General features: G+C 65.2%; 1 protein-coding gene (only partly in view). It reads right to left on the bottom strand.

Annotated features, from left to right (window positions below; all coding sequences use genetic code 11):
- Positions 1-22942 carry the 5' portion of an LEPR-XLL domain-containing protein gene (locus JWZ97_RS05050; protein WP_205433721.1) on the bottom strand. 7049 nt of this gene lie to the left of the window's left edge, so only the first 22942 of its 29991 coding nucleotides appear in the window; it begins with the start codon at positions 22940-22942; its stop codon lies off the left edge, out of view.

Genomic DNA, 22942 nt, shown 5'->3' with positions numbered 1-22942 from the left:
CGGTGTTGCGTTGCGCCAGCCTGCGATCGTAAGTCGACGAGACACCCGCCGACACCGTCAAATACGCCACCGTATTCGAGTCCAGCGTGCCGGGATCGAATAGCGAGATCTGGTAGGCATCGGTGGCACCGGCATCTTCCAGCAGTTCGGTGTAGCCGTCGCTTTCGCCAATGACCACCTTGCCCTGGGTTTGATCGGCGATGCTCACCGCCACGCCGTCGACCAGCAGTTTGTCGTAAGGATTGCCGGCCGTGCTGCTGGTCCCCTGGTTGATGATCGCGCTGCGGCCGTTCAGATCCTGGCTGATGACCGTCTGGGTGACGTCGCCGGCGACGTTGAAGGTATCGCTGCCCAGACCGCCGATGACCGTGGTCACCACGTCGCTGCGCGTGCCGAGCACGAAGAAGGTATCGTCGCCTTCCAGGCCGTCGACCTCGACCGCTTCTTCCACGCCGTCCAGCCGGATGTTCAGGCCGGCGCCGAAGATGCCGTCTTCGGTGACGATGAAGGCGTCGTTGCGCTCGGTGCCGATCGCGACCACGCTATCGAAACCGAGCCCGCCGTTGATGCTGACCGGCGCGTTGATGTTGTATTCGAACTTGTCGTCGTCGCCGCCGCCGTTGGCGATGATGGCGTCTTCGGCGATGAAGGCGCGGATCACGAAGTTGTCGTTGCCCGATTCACCCTCCAGCCTCAGCACCGCCTTGTTGCTGTAGACATTGAAGGTATCGTTGCCTTCGCCGCCGGCCGCCGTCAGCGCATAGCCGATGCCCTGGCTCAACCAGCCGCGCGTGATGCGCAGCAGCTCGATGTCGTCCCGGTCGGAGCTCAGGTCGATGTTCTGCGTATCGTCGGCCACCACACGGATGTCGTCGGGCCGGTCACCCGGCGGATAATCGTAGCCGTTCGGGTTGGAGCCGAAGACCTGGCCGATCTGGAACAGGTCCTTGCCCAACCCGCCATCCAGGGTGGTGATGGTGCTGTTGTCGTCGGCGTAGAACTGATCGTCGCCGTCGCCGCTGCTCACCACCAGCCGGCCGTTGATGCTGCCGTCGTAGTTGATGCGTTCGACCTCACTCGCGAAGATCGGCCGGCCGCTCGCATCGGTGCCGGTCTGCTCCAGCGAGGCGACGAAGTGCTGACGCAGCAGGAATACGTCGTTGCCGGCCGTGCCGTTGATCGTCAGCGTATCGGCCCCCCGGTCGGGCGCTCCGCTGTCAACCACGTTGATCAGCGTGCTGGTCAGGCCGTCGCCCACCACGTTGACGATCACCGCGTCGGTGAGGTCGCCGCCGTCGATGTCCAGGGTGTCGCGCACCGCGCCATCGCTACCGTTCGCCAGCAGGTGATACGGCCGGTTGTGGCTGGTGGTCAGCGTCGGCTGGCGGTCGATGATGACGAGGTCTTCACCGCCCAAGCCGAGTATGCGGGTGTGTCCGACCAGCCCGACCATCTGGCGCAGTTCGATGCGGTCGGCTTCGCCGTTGCCCTGGATGACCACGTTCTGGCCTTCCACGATGCCTTCAATCAGGATGCTGGTGCCCTGAGCATCGGCATCGCCGCCCGTATCGCCCTCGATACGGACGTAGTTGAGACGGTCACCGCCGACGTAGTCGCTGTCGAGCGCGCGGACGATGCCGGTGCGCGACAGGTAGACATCGTCGCCGGCACGCAGCAGGACGTCGCCGGTATCGGCCGTGACGCGGGACACACCGGTAGCGGAATCGATGACGAGGCTGTCGCCGGCGATCAGGGACAGGTCGATCCTCGCGCCGATGCTGCTGCGGTCGAGCACCGACACATCCGCTAAGGCCTGCCCGCTCACCGAGCCGGTCAACGCGGTGACCGCGGCATCGTCTGCCACCGTCAAGGCGCCCGTCTGCGCCGTCAGCTCGACATCGGTATACGCCTCGACCAGCGATAAATCGGCCACATCGATGTTCGTCTTCGCGCTGCCCCGGACGTTCAGTCCGCGCGCGCGCACGGTCGAATTACGGGTCACGCTGAGCGCACCGTTGTTCGCGGTCAGCAACACGGCGCCGCCCGCCGTCATGGTCGACGCCAGATCGACCGTGACGGCGGTGCCGGCCTCGCCGGTCACGTCGCCGGTGTTGGCATCGACCTCGGCGTGGTCGCGCAAGGTGATCGCATCCGCGAGGGCGGTCAGGTCGACGAAGGTTTCGGCCCGCAGGAAGGAAATCTGCTCGACCAGAATGTCCGTCGCCGCGTCCACGGCGATGTACTGCGTATCCGCCGTGACGCCCGTCTGGTTCAAGACCTGCACCTGGCCGGCGATCGCGTCGATGTCGACGTAGGTGTGCGCCCTCACGTCGGTTTGATTGCGCAGTATCACATCGGTGCCGGCCGTCAGCTTGACGAAGCCGCCGCTCGCATGCAGCGTGGCGTGGTCTTCCGTCAGACTGCCGGACGCGGCTGCCGTAATCGAGCCGCCGCTGCTCAGCGTGGACCTGATCAAATTCAACTGGCCGCCGCTGGCGGTCACATTGATCGAGCCCGCCGTCGCCGTCAGCGACGAGTCGGCCACCGTCAGATTGGCGCCTGCCGTCAGGGTCAGATCGGCTCCCGCCGTGAGCAAGGAAGCGGTCTGCACGACGATATTGGCGGATGCGGTGCCGGTGATCGAGGCGCCGGCGGTCAGCGTAGCCGTAGTCAGCGTCAAGGCCCCGCCGTTGGCGGCCAGGTCTATCGAGCCTGCCGTCGCCGTCAGCGACGAGTTGGCCACCGTCAGATCGGCGCCGGCCGTCAGGCTCAGGTTCGTGCCGGCCGTAACCGACGAAGCCTGCACCGACACTTCGCCGGTCGCGCTTCCCGTGACCTCGGTGCCGGCGGCTAGGGTCGCGCCAGTCACGGCGATGGAGGCCGTGGCCGCATCGACATCCGGCCCGCCCGATGCATGACCGGCGATGTCGCCCTGCCAATCGGCGGCCAATTCGATGAAGGTCACCGCCTGGACCACAGCACCGGCTTCGAGGCTGAGATCGTCGCCGGCCAGCAGCCGGACGCTGGATCCGGTGCTGATGATGCGGATGTTGCTCCTGACGATCAGGAAGTCGGCATCGTCGTCCACGCCGGGCGTGGCCGTGCCGTCGGCATCGCTGTCCAGGTTGTCGTCGTGGGCGACGACCAGGATGGCACCCGCCGCCTGCTGGTTTTCCGTGACGGTGATCGGACTGGAAGCGGACAGCGTGATGGAACCGCCCGCCGTCATGCCGGCGGGATTGTCGACCGCAGGGACGACGCCGCCGACCGTCAGCGCGCCGAAATTGCTCACCCAGGTGCCGCCCGCTTTCGACCAGGACTCGATGTTGCCGATGACCGTGGTGATGGACGCCGTGACGGAGCCGATATCCTGCGCCGCGACCAAATAGGTCATGCCGCCGGTGATGTTGGCGCCATTGGGGTCGCTGTTGCCGTCCAGGATGCTGCCGCCCGGCACGGTGACGAAGGCGGTCTTGCCGGCGCCCGTGCCGATCTGGTTGAGATACAGATCGCCGGCGGTTTCGATGATATAGGCATTTTCGGCGCTGCTGGCCGTGAGCACGCCGGTCGCGGACGAGTGGCGGCTGTCGATGTCCAGATCGTTTCCACTCAGGCCGATGAAACCGGCGATTGCCGTTAGGGTGATGCTGTTGCCGATGATGTCGGCCGCAGGCAGGTTCGCCGGACCGCTTGCTTCGGCACTGGTTTCCGGATGGTAGGGATCAACCAGATCGACGGCATCCAGGATGCTTACCTGCGCCTTCAGGTCGACGTCGCCGGTCTGGGACAACACGTTGCGGACGTTCAGGTCGCCGAAGGTCTCGGCGATCCAGATGCTGCCGTTCGCGGTCGCGGTGAGGTTGGAGCCCGGGTTTTCGACGCCGGCGCCTATGGTATCGATTTCCAGATAGTTCGGAACGCCGCCGGTACCGGCATCGCCTATGCTTCCGCCCGCATTCAGCACGATGACATTGGCCTGGATCTTGGTGAAATCGCTGTTCAGCGCGTCGAGGATGGAACCTTGCGCTTCCAGGAAAGCGCCGCCCGCCTTGACATAGACCGATTCGATGTTCATGTCGCCGGACTGTTCCAGGAGATAAACCCCGGTCTTGGCCCGCGCCGTCAGGCTAGCGCCGTCCGCCAAATCGATGACGAAGACCTTGCTCGCGGTGCCGATGGAACCCTCCCCCGCCTCCAGGATCAGGTCGCCGCTGACCACATTGGCCACACCTGCGCCAGCGGCATTGAAGATGCTGCCCGAGGTCTTGATGCGGACATCGCCGCCCGCCACCACCTGATCCACATCGAGGTCGGATTCCGAACCCAGGTAGGCCTTGCCGCCGGCCTCGACGCGGACGACGCCGCTGATCTCGACATCCACGTCCTCGCGTTCGTTGATCTGGATCGCGCTGACGTTGGAGACGATCTGGTCGACGGTGATCCGTTTGCCCGTTTCTGCGACCAGGGCCACGCCATCCAGGGTGATTTGCGTGTCGCTGACCGCGGTGATGGTGCGATAGGCGGTGCCCGCCGTGGCATTGGCGGTATCGCCGATCAGGGCCACGGCCATGCCGACCCGATAGCCGTCGTCGAGCCAGCTGCCGGGCGCCGCGCGGGTGACCGTGTTGCCGCCGAAATCGACCGTCGTGGTGATATCGATGCCGCGCGGATCGAGGATGACTTGCCTGATCGTGACACTGCTGCCCGACTCATTCGCCAGATTCACCGGCGCGCTGAGGGTGAGGACATTGCCGGCCACGCTCTCGATGCGATAGGAGACGCCGTCCTCGGTGAGGTTGGCCGTGCCGCCTTCGATCAGGATGTTCATGCCCGCCGAGAAACCGGTCCAGTTGCCGTCGGTGCGGGTAATGGTGCGTGTGGCGGCGTCGAAGTTCACCACCGCCGCGGCCTGGGCGCTGCCCAGGTAGACGATGTCGTCCCGTTCGGCCGCCGCCAGTTTGACCCGTTCTTCCGGCGACAGGCCGGTCGTCGGCAGGGTGATGTAGGACTGACCCTCGGTCTTGCCCACGTTGCCGGAAACCGTCAACTCGAGGCTGGCGCCGACGATGTTGGGATCTTCGATGGTGGTGGTGGTGTCCGATACCGCCTTGAACAGGCCCGCGCCTATCAGGTTGAGCAATTCCTGCTCGCTCCATTTCTTGAAGATGCCGTTCTGGCTGAACCGGGTTTGTTCCTCGGTCGTCAGGGTATAGGCGAAGCTGGCGTTGTAGGTGTTGCCGTACTGCCCGTACTGGCCGTGCAAGGTGTGGTATTGCAGGGTACGCGAAGCCTCCAGGGTATCGATGGCGTTCTGCACGAAGGTATCCAGTTCCGCGCCCGATTTACCCTGCGCCGTCCCCTGAACGGTGTAGAACTCGGTGTAATAAGCCAGTTCATCGACCGAAAGATTCAGGGTGTGGTTGGCGTCGTAGACCGCCGGATTGGCCTGGGTGTTGCGGTACTGCCAGTAGGTCCGGTACTCCGCCTGCTTGGCGGCCTTGTAGGCCGCGATGGTGTCCGCGACCTTCTGGTCGAATGCCGTGCCGGTCAGTTGCAGATCGCTCCAGACCCCGGCCCGCAGTTCTTCCACGGTGCGCTCGTCGACTTCCTGGACGAGGTTGCCGTCGAGCAGATTGCCCGCGCTGACGGTGATATCCACCACGCCGCCGGCGGTGATAGTTTCCGCGCGCAAATCCCCTACCCGCTCGCGCACATGGATTTCGCCCGCCGCGGTGATATTGACCTTGTCCGCGGTCAGATCGCCGGAATCGAGCACCAGCGGGGTCCCCGCCACACCGACGCTGCCGCCGGCGACCAGATCGAGGGAACCGCCCTGAATAAGGCCAAGCTTGCCCTGCGCGACCCGGATGTCGCCCTGGGCGCCGATGATCACGTCGTTGCCCTGACCGGCGACGACCTGGCCGATGGCGAGATCGTCGACGATCTCTTCGATATAGATGTCCCCTGCCACCGTGCTGGCGTCGAGGTAGGCACCGGCCTTATCGGCCTGATCCGTCAACAGTTCCTGACCTTCGCCGCCTATGCCCAATCCGGCGATCAGCTCGATGCCGGCGCCGCCCACATAGGCGCCATCGTTCAACTGCTCGATGCGGGCATTGGTCTCCAGATGCGTGACACCGGTGTCGTTGAGGATGGGACCGCCGAGCAGGATGCTGCCGCCCTGGTTGGACTTCACCGACACGCCGCCCTGCTCGTAACCGATGAAATTGACGGTGATGGGATAGTCGGCCTTGATGGTGTGGACGTGATGCACCTCCTGGCCTTCCTCCGACTGGATCAGGCTCTTGTAGGTCGTGGTGCCGTACCAGGTGGTTTCCTCATCGTGCCACACCTCCACCGGCGTGGTTTTTTCGGAGGTGATGTCGGTGCTGGTGGAATAGATGTAGGGATCCGTCGCGTGGGCCGCGTCGAGGAAGTAATAAGGCCCTTCGTCCGACAGCGTCGGTATGCCCTGAACCTCCACGCTATCCCACTCGATGTTGCCGGGATCGGCGGCCAAGGCATCGATGCCGATCCATGCGCTGCTCTGCAAGAGCTTGCTGTAGATCACCTTCTGCTGCACATCCACCTGCCAGCCATAGCGCCATCCCGAAGTCGTGGCATATTGCTTGTTGGCCGACGTATTGAAACTGGCCAAGTCGTTATACGTGCTGCTGCTTGCAGTGCCCCCGTTGTCTCTGGTCACGGTCACGCGACCGTCGGCGCCGACCTGATAAAGCGTCACGTAAACATCCAGCAACTGCCACTTGGTGACGTCGCCGTAGTCCTCGGTTCTCAGATTCAGGGTGGTGGTGAGCGGACTGGGCGCTGCATCCGTGCCGCCGTGGGCGACATATTGGTAATAAGCGCCCGGCTTGCCCTTGCTGGCGTCGTAGTTGGTGGCGAGCTTGACGATGTCGCCCGTCGTCACCGACCGCGATCCATCGCCGGACTGGAAGTCCGCGGCCGGCGGCTGGGCCTGGAACTTGGCCCTGTCCTTGATGAGCAATACGCCCGCGCCGCGCTCGGCGACGTCCAGGCGCTTCACCAGGATGTCATAGTTCGTGTCGTTGACGATGTCGATCTTGCCGTAGCCGCCCAGTACGCGGATCTCGCCCTTGGCGGTGTTCATGACACGGCCTTCCAGTTCGATGTGGCCGCCGCTGACCCGCACTTCCTCCACCTCGATACGGCGGGTGGCGGTGTTGAAGCGCACCAGGAACTGGCCGGTGCTGACGCTGTTGAGTATCAGCTTTCCGCTCTTGCCGGCGGCGAGATAGCCGTCGATCTCGGCTTGCGCCGCTGCATTCAGGGTCAGCGTGTAGTCCTGCTCGCCGCTCTGCATGATGCCGCCGACATTGATGTATTCGGCGCGGATATCGATGTTGTCGGCCAGGATGCTGACGCCCGAGGGCAACTGCGCCAGCGCGGCGCTCACCGCCCCCGGTTTGCTGTCGGCGTCGGCGACATAAGGCGCATAAGTGGGGCTTACGGTGCCGGTGTAGGAGCCGGTGGTCGCATCGGCCCAGCGGCCGTAGCCGTCCCCGCCGACCGACTGCTCCGTGACTCCATCGACGAAGAAGGTGTCGCCGGCGATCACGTTGAAGTGCTTGGAACGGACAGTGCTTTGGATGACGACGTCTCCGCCGGCCTGGCCTCCACCGTACGGAGCGATGATGAAACTGACGGTGCCGTTGATATTGCTCACCCTCCCGGCGACCGTGATGTCCGGCGGCGGGTAATCGCCCGCACGCGGATCGTTGGCACCCAGCTCAGCCTCGGTATGCAACAAGGCATTGAAATCGTTGGTAATGGTAATGGTCGGCCCGGGACCATTGCTATCCGTGGCGGCGACCTGGGTAATCTGGGCAAAGGCGGCAGTTTCCTTGATGAATGGGGAAAGCCCCTCCGCACTCAGCAGGCTGTTGTCGAGACTCAGGTTGGCCGCATTCAGTCCGTCGATGGCGGAATTAAGCGTTAGATGGGTGGCGTCGAGCAGAGCATCGCCCAGCTTCACGCCATTGAAGAACGTACTGCCGTTGGTCTCCGGTATGGTGATGCCCAAGAGCTTGAGGAAGGCCGGCGTGTGGTTGACGATGGTGACACTGGCGTCGCCCGGTGCGTCGAACACGCCATTGCCCTGCAACTGGTCGGCGCGCACGTCGATGTAGCCGGCCTCGGCCCAGGTCGGATCGACGGTGACGGTGATGACGGTCTGACTGACGGCGTCCTGACCTTCCACCAGTCCCGTGTTCGGGTTCAACCTGTCGTTCAGGAAGCCTTCGGCCTTGAGTTCCGCCTGGATGCGGGCGATCTCGCTTTCGTAATAGGTCTTGAGGGTGGTGTTGTTGCTGAATTCGGCCAGATTCTCCTGCGCACGTCGCAGTTCCTGAACCAGATCGTTCTCGATCAGTTCGGGGGCGGCGGTGAAGGTGATGCCGTTCGCGTCGTAGTCAGTAATGGTGCCGGTGGTCCGATCCCAGCCCGAGGCGATGCCCGTAGTCGTGTCCACCGAGCCGAGGATCAGCGACTTGTGGCGATCGAGGCCGGTGCGCACCGTGCCGTCCATGTCCACTATGCCTTGGGATACGGCCAGCAGATCGCCGGAATACTGTTCCAGGCCGGTGCCCCCGCCGAACAGGGAATTGATGGCGTCGCGCACCGCGCTGACCCAGCTCACCGCCTTGGCCTGGGCCTCCATTTCCACCGGTATGCCCAGGCGCTCGGCATGCAGCCTGGCCTTGCGGGCGGTCTCCAGTTCCGCGCCGCTTTCTACGGCGATGGTGTTGGTCTGGATCAGATAGCCCCGGGCCAGCAGGTCGTCTATGGGTATCAGCGATCCGGCGAAGGTGTCGATGCGGCTATGGATGCGGTACTCGTCCCGCTGGAATGCCGTGTCGGTTCCGGCGGAGAGGTTGAGGTCGCCGTCGGCATGCAGGGTGGCGTCGCCGATGACGACCCGGTTGTCCGGCCGCAACTCGACGATGGCCTCGCCCAGGGCGACGGTGCCTATGCCGTAGGTTTCGGCATAGGCCTTGAGGTCGACGTCGGCCTGGCCACGCGCGGAGATATCGAGATCGCCCACGCTCTTCAGGACCGCGCCGTCGCCGATTTCGACCTTGGCCAGCTCGTTGGTGGTGCGGATGTCGGCGTAGGCACCCGCCCCGGACAGGGCACCGGCGGTGAGCAGCTTGATCTTCTCGTGCAGATCCAGATCGTTCAGCGCGCGCAGCTCGAAGATTTCCGGCGCGGCCAGGCGGTTTCTGACTTCCAGATGGGCGTGGTCGCCGACCGTCACCCGGGTGGTGAAGTTGATGCGGATCTCGCTATCCGCGCTGGCGCCGCTGACCAGGCCGCCGGTGGTGCCGTCGATGTTCTGAGCGCTCAGCTCGGGCTTGTCGGCCCGGTTGACGGCGTCGACGGCGATGTCCTTGGCATAGACCACGGCATGGCTGCCGATGGCCGCCTCGACCGTGGAAATGACGTCGTGGTCGCTCTCGGCCCCTGCGCCGGCTATCAGGCCGACAGAGGTGGCCCTTACCTTGGTGTTGAAGGTCGCGGTATGTTCCGCCGAGACATCCAGCGTACCCGCTCCCCGCGTGCTGAGTTCCACGGTCGTCGGCGTGGCCGCGCTGCTCTTGATCTCCGCAATAGTGCTGCTGCTGTTGCTGGTCCACGGCCGGGCCGATGTGCCGGTGACGATGCCGCCGGAACCGGGGGTGGTTTCGGCGTAGTTGTTGTCTTTCCCGTTCGCCGTGATGCTCAGGCTGGAACCGGTGAAATGGACGCCCTCGCCCAGATAGGCATGGGTGAGGGTATTGGAAGACGCCGACGCGCTGGTGGCGCCCACCGCCACCAGCAGTCCGACGGTGACGCTGTCGGAAACGGCTTTCTGGCGTGTATCGCCGAGCGCGGAAATGGCAGTGGCGCCGGCGATGTCGAGCGTCGTGCCGCCGGCGACGTAACTGCGGACCTGGGCGTTGTTGGACACTTCGGTCACGGTGGCGTCGACGCCGATCAACAGCCCGCCGGTAGAACCGGTGGCCTTCGCGTTCGCAGAGTCGCCGACGCTCGGCAGACTGTTCCTGGCCTCGACGGTCAAGGCGTTGGCCGTGATGGTCTTGCCGGCGCCGCCGAAATAGGCGTTCACCGTGGGTGTCACGGTCGCCGTAGCCTTGGAGACGCCCACCGACACGCCGGTGCTGACGGTCAGGCTCTGGGCCTCGACGGTCGCCTTGGGCCTGGCTTGGGCGCTGATGGCGATCACGTCCGCCGTGACGTCTGACCGGCCGACATAGGCCTCCACCGTGGGCGTCACGGTGGCGGTGGCCACCGAGCCCGATGCTGCGACGGCGATCACGCCGATGCTGACCGAGTTGGCCCTCACCCTGGCGGTGGCGGTCGTGGTGCTCTGCGCGTCCACCGAGAGGTCGTCGCCCAGATGCAGCGTGCTCTGGTCGACATAGGCACGGGTGGTGGTCCGAACCGTGGCGTTGGCGGCCGCGCCGCCGCCCGACAGGGTGACGCCCAGGCTCACGCTGGCGGCGACCGCGGTCGCCCCGGAACTGGCGTCGATGGTGGCGTTTTCGAGGGCCTTGACGCGCAGATCGCCGGTGGTGGTATTTACCGTCGCCGACAGCACATAGGCCTCGACCACGTTGGCGATGGTGTTGTCGGCCAAGCCCACGCCGATGGCAACGGCCCCGCCGACGAGTCCCACCGACCCGGCCACCGAAGCCGCGACGACCTCGGCGCCGATATGGGACGTGTCCTGGGCCTGCACGGCGATGTCGCGCGTCGCAGCGACGTCGCTGCCGGCGATATAGGCTCTCACCGCCACGGCCGACTGGTTGTTTACGTCCGCGCCGGCGCCGCTGGCCGAAACCCCTACCAGGCCGCCGCTGAGCGCCACCGAAACGGCGTCGATTTGCGCCGTAATGGTGTCGTTGGCCATCGCGCTCAGGCTGAGGTCGCGACCGGCGTCGACGCTGGAACCCTGGATGTAGGCGTCCACTTCGGCCAGAGGCTGGCCGTTGGGCGCAGTATTCCAGCCGATCCGGTTGCTGGCCGTCGCCGCGCCGATGGACACGCCCACGCCCACGATACCGCCGCCCACGCTGGCCGACACGCCCACCACCTCGGCGTCTATGGTCGCGCCGCTGCTGGCCGTGACCGCCACGTCACGCGCCGCATCCAGCGTGCTGTCCGCCACATAGGCCTTGGTCTTGGTATTGATGATGTTGTGCGCATCCGCGCCGGCGCCGCTCACGCTGACACCCGCCCACAAGCCGCCGCCGACGGCGGCGGAAGCGGCGACGCTGACCGCATGGATATTGGCCGTCTCGCTCGCGGTGACCACGATGTTGCCGCTGGTACTGCCGGTGCGGAACACCTTGAACGCACTGCCCTGCTTTTCCAGGGCATAGGTCTGGCTGTTGCCGAGGTCCGTGATCGTCCAGACCGATCCAGCCACCACGGTAGCGAGCCTCAGCTCGCCCGCGACGGCAATCGACCGGGCCTGGAACTGATTCTTCAGCGCCTGGAGCAGGAAGAAATCACTCGCAGCGTCGATGGTGGTCTCGTTGGCGCCGTAAGAGTCGTTGACATTGGCGTCGAGTACCGCGGCATCGTCGAATGCCGAGCCGTTGAATGCCGGCGTGGCGGTCGCGGTGTAGTTCGCCGGCAGGTCGACCAGGAAGGTATCGGTGCCGCCGACTCGGGTATAAAGCTTGAGCGTCGGCCCCGTTTCCTTGATGGCGAACACCGCATCCGGCGTCGGCACGCGGTCGGTGACCGTCCACACGCGGCTGCCCGGCGTGCCGTTCTCGATGGCTATCGTCAGCTTGTCGGAGACGGTCTTGCCGTTGGCGGCCAGCACGCCCCGCAATGCGTTGAGCACCTGACCGTCGCCCTGGGCGTCAAGCCTGTCGCCCACTGTCGTCGCCGCCGCATCGTCCAGCGCATCCGCCGACAGAGGGGTCGTCACGGAGGCCGAACCGCTCGCGGGCAGGTCGAACAGATGGCCGGCCGTCACGCCGCTGTCTGGATTTTTGATATAGGACTCGACGATGTTCTCGATCCGGTTTTCGGTCAGGGCCACGCCTATCGAAACCGCGGCGCCCGCCGCGCCGATGCCTATGCCCACCGCCAGCGAGGCGCTGCCGACGGTGGCGTCGATCCTGGATTTGTCGGTCGCGGACAGACTCACATTGTCGGCCAGGATGCCGCGCGGCCCCGTAGCGTCGTTGCCCGGATCGTCGCCGTCGATATACGAGCGCACCGCGACCTCGATCCGGTTGGTGGCGCTGCCGCCGGCGCCGCTGAGGCCGACGCCCACCTGGCCGCCGCCGGACACGGCGACCGAGCCGGCGAAGACGAAGGCGTCTATGGTCTGCTGGTCGGTGGTAGCCACCAGGTTCAGGTCGCCGCGGGCGAGGATGCTGGAATCCAGCACATAGGCCTGCACCTCGCTCAAGGGTTGGCCGCTGGCGTTCCAGCCGATCTCGTTGCGGGCGACTGCGGCGCCGATGGAGGCGCCGACCCCGGCGGTGCTGCCGCCGATGGCGACGGCGAAGGACGCGCTGACGATGGTCGCGCGGATTTCCGACGCATTGGCCGCGCGGATGACCACGTCGTCGGCGCTGTTGAGCACGCTGTCCGAAACGTAGGCATTGGTCCCGGTCCGGATGATGTTGGTCGCCTCGGCCCCCGCACCGCTGAGGCCCACGGCGATATTGCCGCTGAAGCTCGCGGAGAAGCTTGCCGCGGCGGAAACGGCTTTGATCTTGGCTCGTTCGCCGGCGCTCACGGTGATGTCGCCGACGGTCGTCTCACCGCCGTCGTCGACGTTGGCGATATAGGCGGCAACATCGCTGGTGATGGTGTTCCGGGCCACGGATGCCGCGATGGACAGACTCACGCCGGCAGTCCCACCGCCGAAGGCGACGGCCAGCGAGGCCGCGCCCGCCGTGGCCGAGATGGTCGAATTGTCCAGCGCCGTCAGGGTGATGCGATCGGCCTTGAGACCGCTGGTTTCGCCGTTGCCGATGGCGGTATCACCATCGATATAGGCTTGGACATCCATGCCGATCTTGTTTTCGGTCGACACGCCCGAACCGCTGGCGCCTATGCCTATGCCCGCCCCGCCCACGCCCACGCCGACCGAGCCGGCGAAGACCAGCGCACTGACGGTTTGCGTGGCGGTGGCGGTCTGGGTGATGTCGCCGCCGGCATCGACGCCGACGTTCTCCATGTAGGCCCGCACCTGGGCGCGGGGCTCGCTGCCGTCGGGCGCGTAGCCGATAAGATTGTCGGCCACCGCCACACCGATGGATACGCCGGCGCCGGTCTGGCCGCTGCCGCCGATGCCGAGGGAAACCGCGACCACGGTGGAACTGATGGCCGAGGTGCTGGCGGCGGTGACCGTCACGTCCGCCGGGGTCTGCAGCCGGCTGTCTTCGACATGGGCGTTGGTGTCGGTGAGAATCACGTTGCGCGCCACCGCGCCGGCGCCGCTGACGGCGACGCCGATCTGGCCACCGAAGCTGGCGGCCAGCGAAGCCGCCGCGGAAACCGCGTTGATATTGGTCTGCGAAACTTTGAGCCGGCTGGCGTCGGCCGGATCCAGTTTCAGGATGTAGGACTTGCCTTCGCCGTCCACGGCCAGCCAGCCCGCACCTTCGCCGAGACTGGAGATCCTCAGCGCCGGCACCTTGCGCCAGAGCGAAGCGTCGGTGAAATTCGCGGTCTTCAGATCGACCGCCACCTCATCCACGGAACCGCGATAACGGAATACGCTGCCGTCGGCCAGCCGCACGGTGTCGCCGCGCTGCACGTCCTGCTGCCCGTCTTCGACGGTGAAGGTGGACGCGCCGGAGACGGCGTTGTAATCCGCCAGTTGCACGCCCAATGCGCCTTCGATGGCGTCCTGGATCTTGTTCAGGATGTCGGCATCGGCGTCGGCGTCGGTGCGGGCTTCATCCGCATCGCTGTCGGGATCGTCCTGGTCGGCCTTGACCGCATCGTCCAGCGCGGCGACGCTAAGACCCGCCGTGCTCAGGCTCAGGCTGTGGGCCGCCTTGCCCTGCGAGGTCGCACCGATCGTGATGTCGCCGGCGGTAGCGGTGATGCCCTGGTCGGCGTTCCTGATATAGACGTCGACGTCGTTGCCGATTTCGTTCAATGCGATCGACAGACCGATGGATACGGAGACGCCCAGGTTGCCGCCGCTGATCGATCCGGCCAGGGCGGCGGCGGCGGTGATCGCCGAAATGGACGAAGAGTCGTCCGCGTTCAGGCTCACGCGGTCGGCGCTGATGCCGTCGGTGGCCGTATCCAGGCCGTCGCCGTCGATGTAGGCCTTGATGTCGGCGTTGACCTTGTTCTCGGAATACGAACCGGCGCCGCTGACCGCGACGCCGGTGTTGGTGCCGCCCGCCAAGCCCACGGCGACGGCCACCACCTTGGCGTCGATGCTCTGATCGGCGACGGCGTCCGCCGTCAAGTCACCGCTTGCGGTGATGGCGGAATTTTCGACATAGGCCTGCACCTGGGCGGCCGAGTCGGTCAGGTTCACCTGCTTCCACAGGCTGGGGTCGGAGTAGTCCTCGGTGCGCAGATCCATGCTCACCACTTTCCAGTCGGACGTGTTGAAATCGGCCGCCGCCAGATCGATGGAAGCCGCCGATCCCAGGTATTCGTAAATGCTGCCGACGTTGCCGCTGGCGCCGGCGTAGCCGGGCTTGACCTCGATGCGGTCGCCCGGATTCACGAACCGGACCTTGGTCGTCTGGCCGGACGCCAGTTCCGTGGTGTCGGTGGCCGTGGGTTGGGTCCGGTTCGGCCCGAGGTATTCGTAGACGTCGCCCGCTCTCGCCCCTTCGGCGATCTTGACCTTGTCGTGCGTATGCAGCGTCTGCCCCTGGGCGAGGCCGGTGTCGGTCGCGTAGTCGGACGGGGTCGATTCGTTGACCTCCACGCCGATGAAATTGCGCGCGACCGACACGCCGATGGCGACGCCCGCGCCGGTGGTCGTACCGAGGCTCAGCGAGGCCGAAGCCGCGGCGATGGTGGCGTCGACGACGGAGGTATTGCGCGCGTCCAGATCCACGTCGGCTACCTGGGTGACGCTGCTGCCGGCGATAAACGCGTTGATTCTGCCCGTGACCTGGTTGGTCGATACGCCGCCGCCGCCGCTCACGCCCACGCTGGTGGTTCCCTGGCTGGAGGAAAGGGTCGCGGCGACCGCCGTCGCCTTGATGCTGTCCTGGGCGAGGGCTGAAACGAGCACGTCGCCCGCTTCCACCTTCACCAGCGGCGAGTTCTCGATGGCCGCAGTGACGTCGTTGTCGATCTCGTTGAGGGACAGCGAGACGCCGACCGCAATAGCCGCCCCGGTGCCGCCGCCCGACTGGGCGAGGGCGATAGCGGCGCCGATGGAGTGGGCGGTGATGGTCGAGGTGTCACTGGCATCGATATCGAGGTTGCCGCTCTTTACCGTGATGCGGCTATTTCTGGCTTGCGCGCCGACGTTCGTGCGTATGATGTTGACGCCGGCCACGCCCGCGCCCGCCAAGGCGCCGGTGAAACCGCCCGAGCCCTGCGTGCCGGACAGCGCGCCGCCGATGGCCAGGGCGTCGATGGTCGCGGTGGACACCGCCGTGATGGCCAGGTCACCCGAGCCGACTTCGAGGGTCGCGTTGTCGGCGTAGGCCAGCACCTTGCGCGGGGCATCGCCGCCGATGTCGTTGATCGCGATCGAGGCGCCGATGGAGCCCGAAACCTTGGCGCCACCGCTGCCGCCGGTCGATACGGCGATGGCGAAACCGCCCGCGTCGGCGGTGATCCGGGTGCCGTCGGTGGCGCTGAGCGTGAGTTTGCCGCCGGTCCTGATGCCCGGGCCGCGGGTATCGGCGGTGCTGTTGGCGACATAGGCCTCGACGCCACCGCTGATGGTGTTCACGGAAACGGCACCGGCCACGGCCACGGAGGCCTTGCCGCTGCCGCCCGCGCCGGCTCCGCCGATGGCGACGGACTTGATGACGGCGGTGTCCGTGGCCGTCACGCTCGCGTCGACCGTGGCGTCGACATCGGCGCTGTCGATGTAGGCCCGGGTGGTGCTGGCTATTGTGTTGAGGGAAACCGAACCGGTCGCCGAAATGGCGGCGGTGCCACTGGGACTGGTGAGCGCGGCCACCGCGACGCCCACGCTCACGGCGAAGATGTCGCCGTCCCGGTTTGCGTTCACGGAGACGTTTTTGACCCCTTCCACATCGGCCCCGGCGAGGAAGGCCTCGGTCGTCATGTTCAGCTCGTTGATACCGATCGCCCCCGCGACGCTGGCCGCGACCTTCTGGCTCGCACTGGGCTTCACGGGAACGACGAAGGCGGCCGCGCCGGACACGGCGAACACGGACGTGTGATTTTGGCTGTCGATGCTGAGATTGTCGCCCAGCGTGATCTTGCCCCGGTCGTTGACGTAGGCCTGGGTGTTGTCGGTGACGAGGTTTTCGTTGTAGACGCCGGCGATGCCGATGCCGAACTTGTTCTGGCTCTTGTTCTTGGTCTGGACGGACAGGAAGGGAATGTCCGACACCACGGCGGCGGCCACCCCTATCCCCATGATGCGTCCGTCGTTGCTGGCGTCCAGCGTGAGGCTGGCGGCGTCGATGACCGTGCCGTTGTCGCCTATCGTGGCATCGGTCTTGGTGCGGCGTTTGCCGACCACGGCCTCGGTGCTGCGCACGACCTCGGAGCTGCCGACGCTGACGCCGATGCCGACGCCTTTGGCCAGCTGAACCGCGCCGACCAGGTTGATGTAGTTCACCACGCTGTTCGCGTCGACCGTGATGGGACCCCCTTCGTGCCGGAGACCGCTATCGACCTGGGCTAGCGTCTCGCTGAGCTGATCGGCGAACGAGAAGCTGCCGCTGACGCCGATGTTGCCGGAGTTACCGCCGGCCTGGGCAAAATCGAGCGACCAGATGTCCTCGGCGGCGGTCACCGACAGTGCGCCGTTGACCAAGGTAGGCTGGGTGGAACCTTCGATCTTGGCGATGGTGTGGTTTTCGACGGACTGAACCAACACCGACCCGCCTATGCCCAGCATGCCGGCCTCGTTGCCGAACAGCGAGAAGGGCAAACTCTTGCTCTTGGCCAGTTGCTTGAGGTTTTCCGGCCGCATGTCGAGCTGAATGATGCCGGCGACATTGACCAGTTCCATCGTGGTCTTGGCATCGACGGTGACCGACTGGTTCGAATTCTGGTAGGCCGCCTTCTGATTGATCTTGGTGCCCGCGCCTATGATGGCCTCGGATCGATTCGTATAGGAGGTGACGCCGATGGAGCCGGTGATCGTCAGCTTTTGCGACTGTTTTCCCTTGGCATCGGAAATCCTGCCCTTGGTGGACGCCCAGACATTCATCATGTTGTTCAGGCCCAGCTTGCCGTTCAGGGCGGAAGCCAACTCGTCAATGACGCTGCCTTCCGACGGATCGCTGAGATCGAAACGATCCTGATGGAACGGCAGCGAATCGACCAGCAAGGGATAGGTGATGTCCGAGCTCACCGCAATCTCGCCCCGGGCGTCGAGCTGGGCGCCGCCCTGAACCAGGGCCTGCACGGTGCTGTCGTAGGTGCCCGTGGCCACGGCGATGGACATGGACCCCAGTTTTCCTTTCCCCTTCTTGATGGCCTCGCTCGTCACCGTGCCTTCCGCGCTGACTTGCACCGACTGCTCGGCCGAGGCGTTGACGGTGATGTTGGCGCCGGACTCCAATTCCGCGGTCGATCCGACCTGGGCGAGCACGTCGTGATCGAACGCCGCCACGGCGACCGACGCGGACAAGCTGAACTTGGCCGCCTTTTTCACGTCGAGGAATTTCCCGCCGCCGGCAGCGATGGCCTTGGCGGTTTTCGGATCCTGCGCCACGTTGGCGGTGAGGAAGTCCGCCAGAGTCGGCGTACCGCCGATACGGGTTTGGGCAATGGCGCGGTTTTCCGACTCCAGGCCGGCGATCACGTTGATGCCGGCTTCCTCGCCGGGGGCCTGGAGGGTGTGGGTCAGCGTGAGATCGTTATCCGAGGGCGCGCGAAGGTCGACCGGCAAGGCCGCCTGGGCCGTCAGCGGGGACTCGGACAAGCGAATGGTGTGGTCGTCCACCTTGGTGACGAAATAGATCTGGCCGTCGATCAAGCCACCGATGGCGGTGTCGCCGTGCACGGCCGTGGATGCCCGTTCGAATCCGTGCCGGTCGCCGGTGGCCACGCCGGCCGTGAGGGCAACGACGGTCAATTCGGACAGCGGCTTGGGCGTGTTGGGATCGCCATTCAGCCAGTTGGCGGAAAGCGTCGCATCGGCGAGCTGGAAGCTGCTCTCCCCGGTGGGTATGACGAAATAGTCCCGGCCGTTCACCAGGCCGCCGATGGCGGTACCGCCGCCGGCCAGATAAGTCACCCGTTCGCCCGGTTTGAAGCGGTGCTCTCCTGTTAGCTGGATGGAGTCGTTGGCGTCGTCGACCGCGGGTATCGGGGTCGGGTCGAACGTGGCGATTTTGCTGCCGTCCGCCGTCTCCAGGGAATGCGGGCTCAGTCCGGTCGTGGCGCCGGCCGTCAGGTCGAGCACATAGACGGTCTGGTCGCCGTTGACCGTATGGGATTCCGCGGTGGCGCCGGTAGCGTTCTGGTCGGTCGTGGCCAGCTTGACATGATTGGCGTCGACCACGACGACGACGTAGGTGTTGCCGGCCTGCAGTCCGCCGATGGCATCGCCGTCTCCGCTGGAATAAATGACGCTTTCGCCGTCGACCAAGCCGTGCCCGGTGATTTCGATGGCGTTGGCGGTCAGGTCGACGGCCGGCGCGGTGCGCCCGCCGTCGAACAGCATCACGACGGTGTCGCTCATCAGGCTGTGGGTGCCGGTGGCGCCGGCGCCCGCGATCAGATTGACGGCCGTTCCCGTCAGGGCGTTGGCTCGGGTCGTGGCCAGCTTCAGCAGGTTGTCGCTGACGCGGATGACGTAGTAATCGGTCTGCGCCGTCAGGTTGCCGACCGCCGTTCCGCCGTCGGTGAGATAGGTGATCTTCTGCCCCGTTTCGTAGCCGTGACCGGTGCTGACGATGAGATCGTCCGTCAGATCGACGGGATTGGATGTCAGGCTGTGGGCGCTGCCCGAGCCGGTGGACGTCAGGGCGATGGCCGTGCCGGCCAGCGCATTCGCCCGGCTGCTGGCCAATTGTATCCGGTCGTCGGCGACCGCGATGACATAGTAATCGGTGTTGTCGACCAGCCCGCCCAGGGCGTTGCCACCGCCACTGGAATAGTGGATCCGCTGGCCGGTCACGTAGTCGTGTAGGCCACCGAACACGATGGCATCCTTGATGTCGTCGTCGGCATCCTCCAGGATCATGTCGATGACGGGTTCGTCGTCGGCCGTGAGGCCGCCCGGATTGAAGCTGACGGTGGTATTGCCCGGCGCGAAATTCGCGTAGCGGGTCATGCCGACTTCGTGGCGGATGGTCGGATCGAGGCGATACACCACCGCATCGCCGGTTTGCAGGCCATGGGGCTGGGTGAACGTCAGATTGCCCGAGCCGTCATCGGCCACCGCATCCGCCGGCTTGAACGAAATCGGCGGTTCGTCGTAGCTCAACACATGGATGTGCTGCGCGGTGAGGCTGTGCTGGCTGCCCGTACCCGTCGCGGTAAGGTTAATCGCGGTCCCGGCCAGGGCATTGGCCTCGGACGCCGCGAGTTGCACCCGGTCGGCCCGGCCGGCCACCCGGATGACGTAGTAATCGGTGTTGTCGGTCAGGCCGCCGATCCCCACATTGGCGCTGTCCCCTTTGGAATAACTGACTTTCTGGCCGGTCACCAGATCTTCGGCCGCGATTTGCAGGGTATCGGCCGACAGGTCGACGACCGCTTCGTCGCCCACCGTGGCGGCGGGATCGAAATCCAGCGTGGTCGAAGTGCTGCCCGTCAGCGACAAATCGATCACGTGGAGCGTCAGTGCGCCGACGGTACGGGTTTCCCCGGTGAGGAACTCCGCCGTCGCATCGGTCGTCGCCAGCTTGATGTGCGTCGCATCCACCTTGACGGCGTAATAGCTTGCGCCGCTGGTCAGGCCGCCGATGGCGGCGCCGTCGCTGGTGCCGACCAGATAGTCCAGCACTTGGCCGTCCACGAAGCCGTGCGGCTGAGCGAAGGCGAGGGTGTCGTTGGCCGCGTTGACCGCGGTGGCCGGATCCAGGCTCTTGAGCTCCCGCCGGCTCAGGGTCTGCGTGGCATCCGGGTCGGCCCGCGCGGCGTCCAGCTCGATGGTCGAACCCCGCGTCAACTGGATGTGATCCTTGTCGACCACGATCACCCGGTAGGCTTCGCCGCTCTCCAGTCCCAGGATCGAGTTCAGCGCCGTATCGGGCGCGCTCGGGTCCGCCGCCAGGTACAGCAGTTCCTGCCCCGGAGCCAGGCCATGATCGAGGATTTCTATCGTGTCCGTGGCGTAGTCGATATCGCTCAGCTTGAGATCCAGGGCCTTGGACTGGACCGCCTTGGCGGTGATCTTGCCGTCCACCACGGATTGAACGTCCGTCTTGTCGGTGCCGACCGCCACGCCTATGCTGCCGCTGCCATCGATGAAGACCGCCACGCCGGCATTGGCTCCGTTGGAAACCTCGCCGGTCGCGTTGACGTTGACCGTACCTTCGGCCGTGATCGTCACGCCCTGGCCGACGAGGGTCTTGGCGACGGTGATGGAATCGGTGATGGCAACGGCGACCCCGATGGCCTCGTTCGGGTTCTTGATGATCTTGGCCCCCTTGCTGCTTTTCGGGGCCGAGTTCAACACCGTGCTGGCCGCCACCTCGGCGGTCGTCGAACTGGTCGATTCGATGGTGACGTCGTTGCCGGCGGAAATCGTGGTCGTGCCGCTCACGTTGATCTGGGCCGAACCGTCCGCCTTGGCGTACCCTGCACTGTAGGGGGTGTATTCGATGGGATTTTTCTTGTAGCCGCCCTTCTTGCCGGGATCCATGCCACCGGCCGCCGAAGCCAAACTCTGCACGGTGGTATTGGACGTGATGCTCACATCGCCGCTGCTGACGATGCTGGCGTCCGTCAAATCGATCGAGGTATCGGCCGTCCGCGTAACCACCGAAACGGCCTGCAGCACGGGAGGAATGCCCAGCAGGGTCGCCACGTCGAAGAAATTAAATGCCGGCTGGAGCCCGTAGCTGTTGAACAGCGCGGCATCTTCCTCGAGGATGTTTTCGTCGGCGGCTTCCGCCTCGATGGTGACCGAGCTGCCTTCGATGGTGGCACCTGTGATCGAGACGGTAGCCGACTTCGACTGCACGCTGACCAGGGTTATGGGCAAAATCGCCGTCTGACTGGTCTTCTGGGCGGATACACTGATCTCCGCGCCCTTGATGAGCGCGCCCGCGGCGACCGTGATGCTCACGTCCGGCGTCGGGATGACGTCGATGGGCAAGGCGCCGGAGAGATCCTTGACCTCGACGGCCAGGCTGATGTCGCCGGCCAGATAAGTGCTGCCGACATCGACCTCGGCGAGTAATTGGGCATTGGCCCCGACGGATATAGCTTGGGCGGAAAAGTCGATCTTGCCCGAATCGCCTGCGGTATGACCGCCGGCATTGACGTTGCGGGTCGAGACCACGGCGTCGCCGTTCACCGTAATGGTTTCGGCAGCCGCGGTCAGATTGTGCCCTTCCAGGTCGATGTTGCCGGCAAACTTGATTTCGTCCGACCCATCCAGAAACCACGCATCGCTCTCGTAGCCGCCGTAGGCGTATACGTCGGCACCCACATCCAGATCGCGCACCGTCAGGGTATCGTTACCCAGGCCCAGGTAAACCTTGTAAACCTGGGCGCTATCGACCACGGCCCATGAGCGGGAATCGTCCGCCTTCCTGATCTCAAGCTGGCTGGCATCCTTCCTGTCCAGCACGAGATCATCATTTCCAAGACTGGCGACGAATACCTGGGTATTGGCATCCCCGACCCAAAAGCCGTTGAACGTGTCCAGCAAGTTCCTGATCTCGCTGATCGTTTGATCGGCTATGGCGCTGATGCCCGCGGCGGCGTCTGCCGCCCAGCCCTCCACCTGGGCGAAAAACTCGCTCACACCGCCGAACTCGTCCTGGAGTATGACCAGGGGATCGATATCGAGGCTGGAGTAGGTGAGCGTCTGGGTACCGTTGAGCAGCACGCTGCCGCTGTCCGGGCTGGTGGGACTGTAATCTACCGAGCTGTAGCCGTTGAGCGTGAGTGTATCCGTGCCTGCGCCGCCCGCAATGTCCAGCCCCCCGGCCCAGCCATTGATCGTGAAGGCGTTGTCGCCGCTGTCACCTTCCAGCTTGGCACTCTCGAATCCGCCGATCCCGAAGGCATCGCCACCTACGGTGAGGGAAGCGGCCGAGAGCGTTAAATCGGCGCCCGTCTGCGATGGTGGCGCCTTGGCGACCAGGCTGTCGTTGCCGCCGCCTGACAGGTTGATGCCGAGGGACGGCAGACTGAGGGCGTCCAAGGCGGTTCCCAGGCTGGCGATATCCAGCGTCAGGGTATCGTTACCTCCCGTGCCCGTGATCGTAACTCCGCCGCTGGCCGCGTCTGCCACCAGGTCACTGGAAATGACATTGTTGGCGGCATCGACCAGTTGGAAATTGGTGCCGGCCGCATCCAGGGTCAACGTCAATTCGCTCGCCGCTCCCTGACCGGCGCCGTAAGACAAGTCCGCCGACAACAACACGCGCGGCTCCAGCGTTTCGAACAGGAAAGACCTCGGCTCGGCTGCGCCCGTTGGACGCACTATCTTGGGGCCACCCCCTCCCAAAACAGACTTGGCTTTATCCCACCAGCGCAAAACCGGCTTCTGACTCTTGCGATGGGCGAGGTCTTTCTTGATCTGCTCGAATGGGTAGGCCAT

It is taken from the genome of Methylococcus sp. EFPC2, assembly GCF_016925495.1.
GTDB lineage: Bacteria > Pseudomonadota > Gammaproteobacteria > Methylococcales > Methylococcaceae > EFPC2.
Note: the sequence above shows the minus strand (reverse complement) of the source record. Positions and strands in the feature narration are given on the sequence as shown.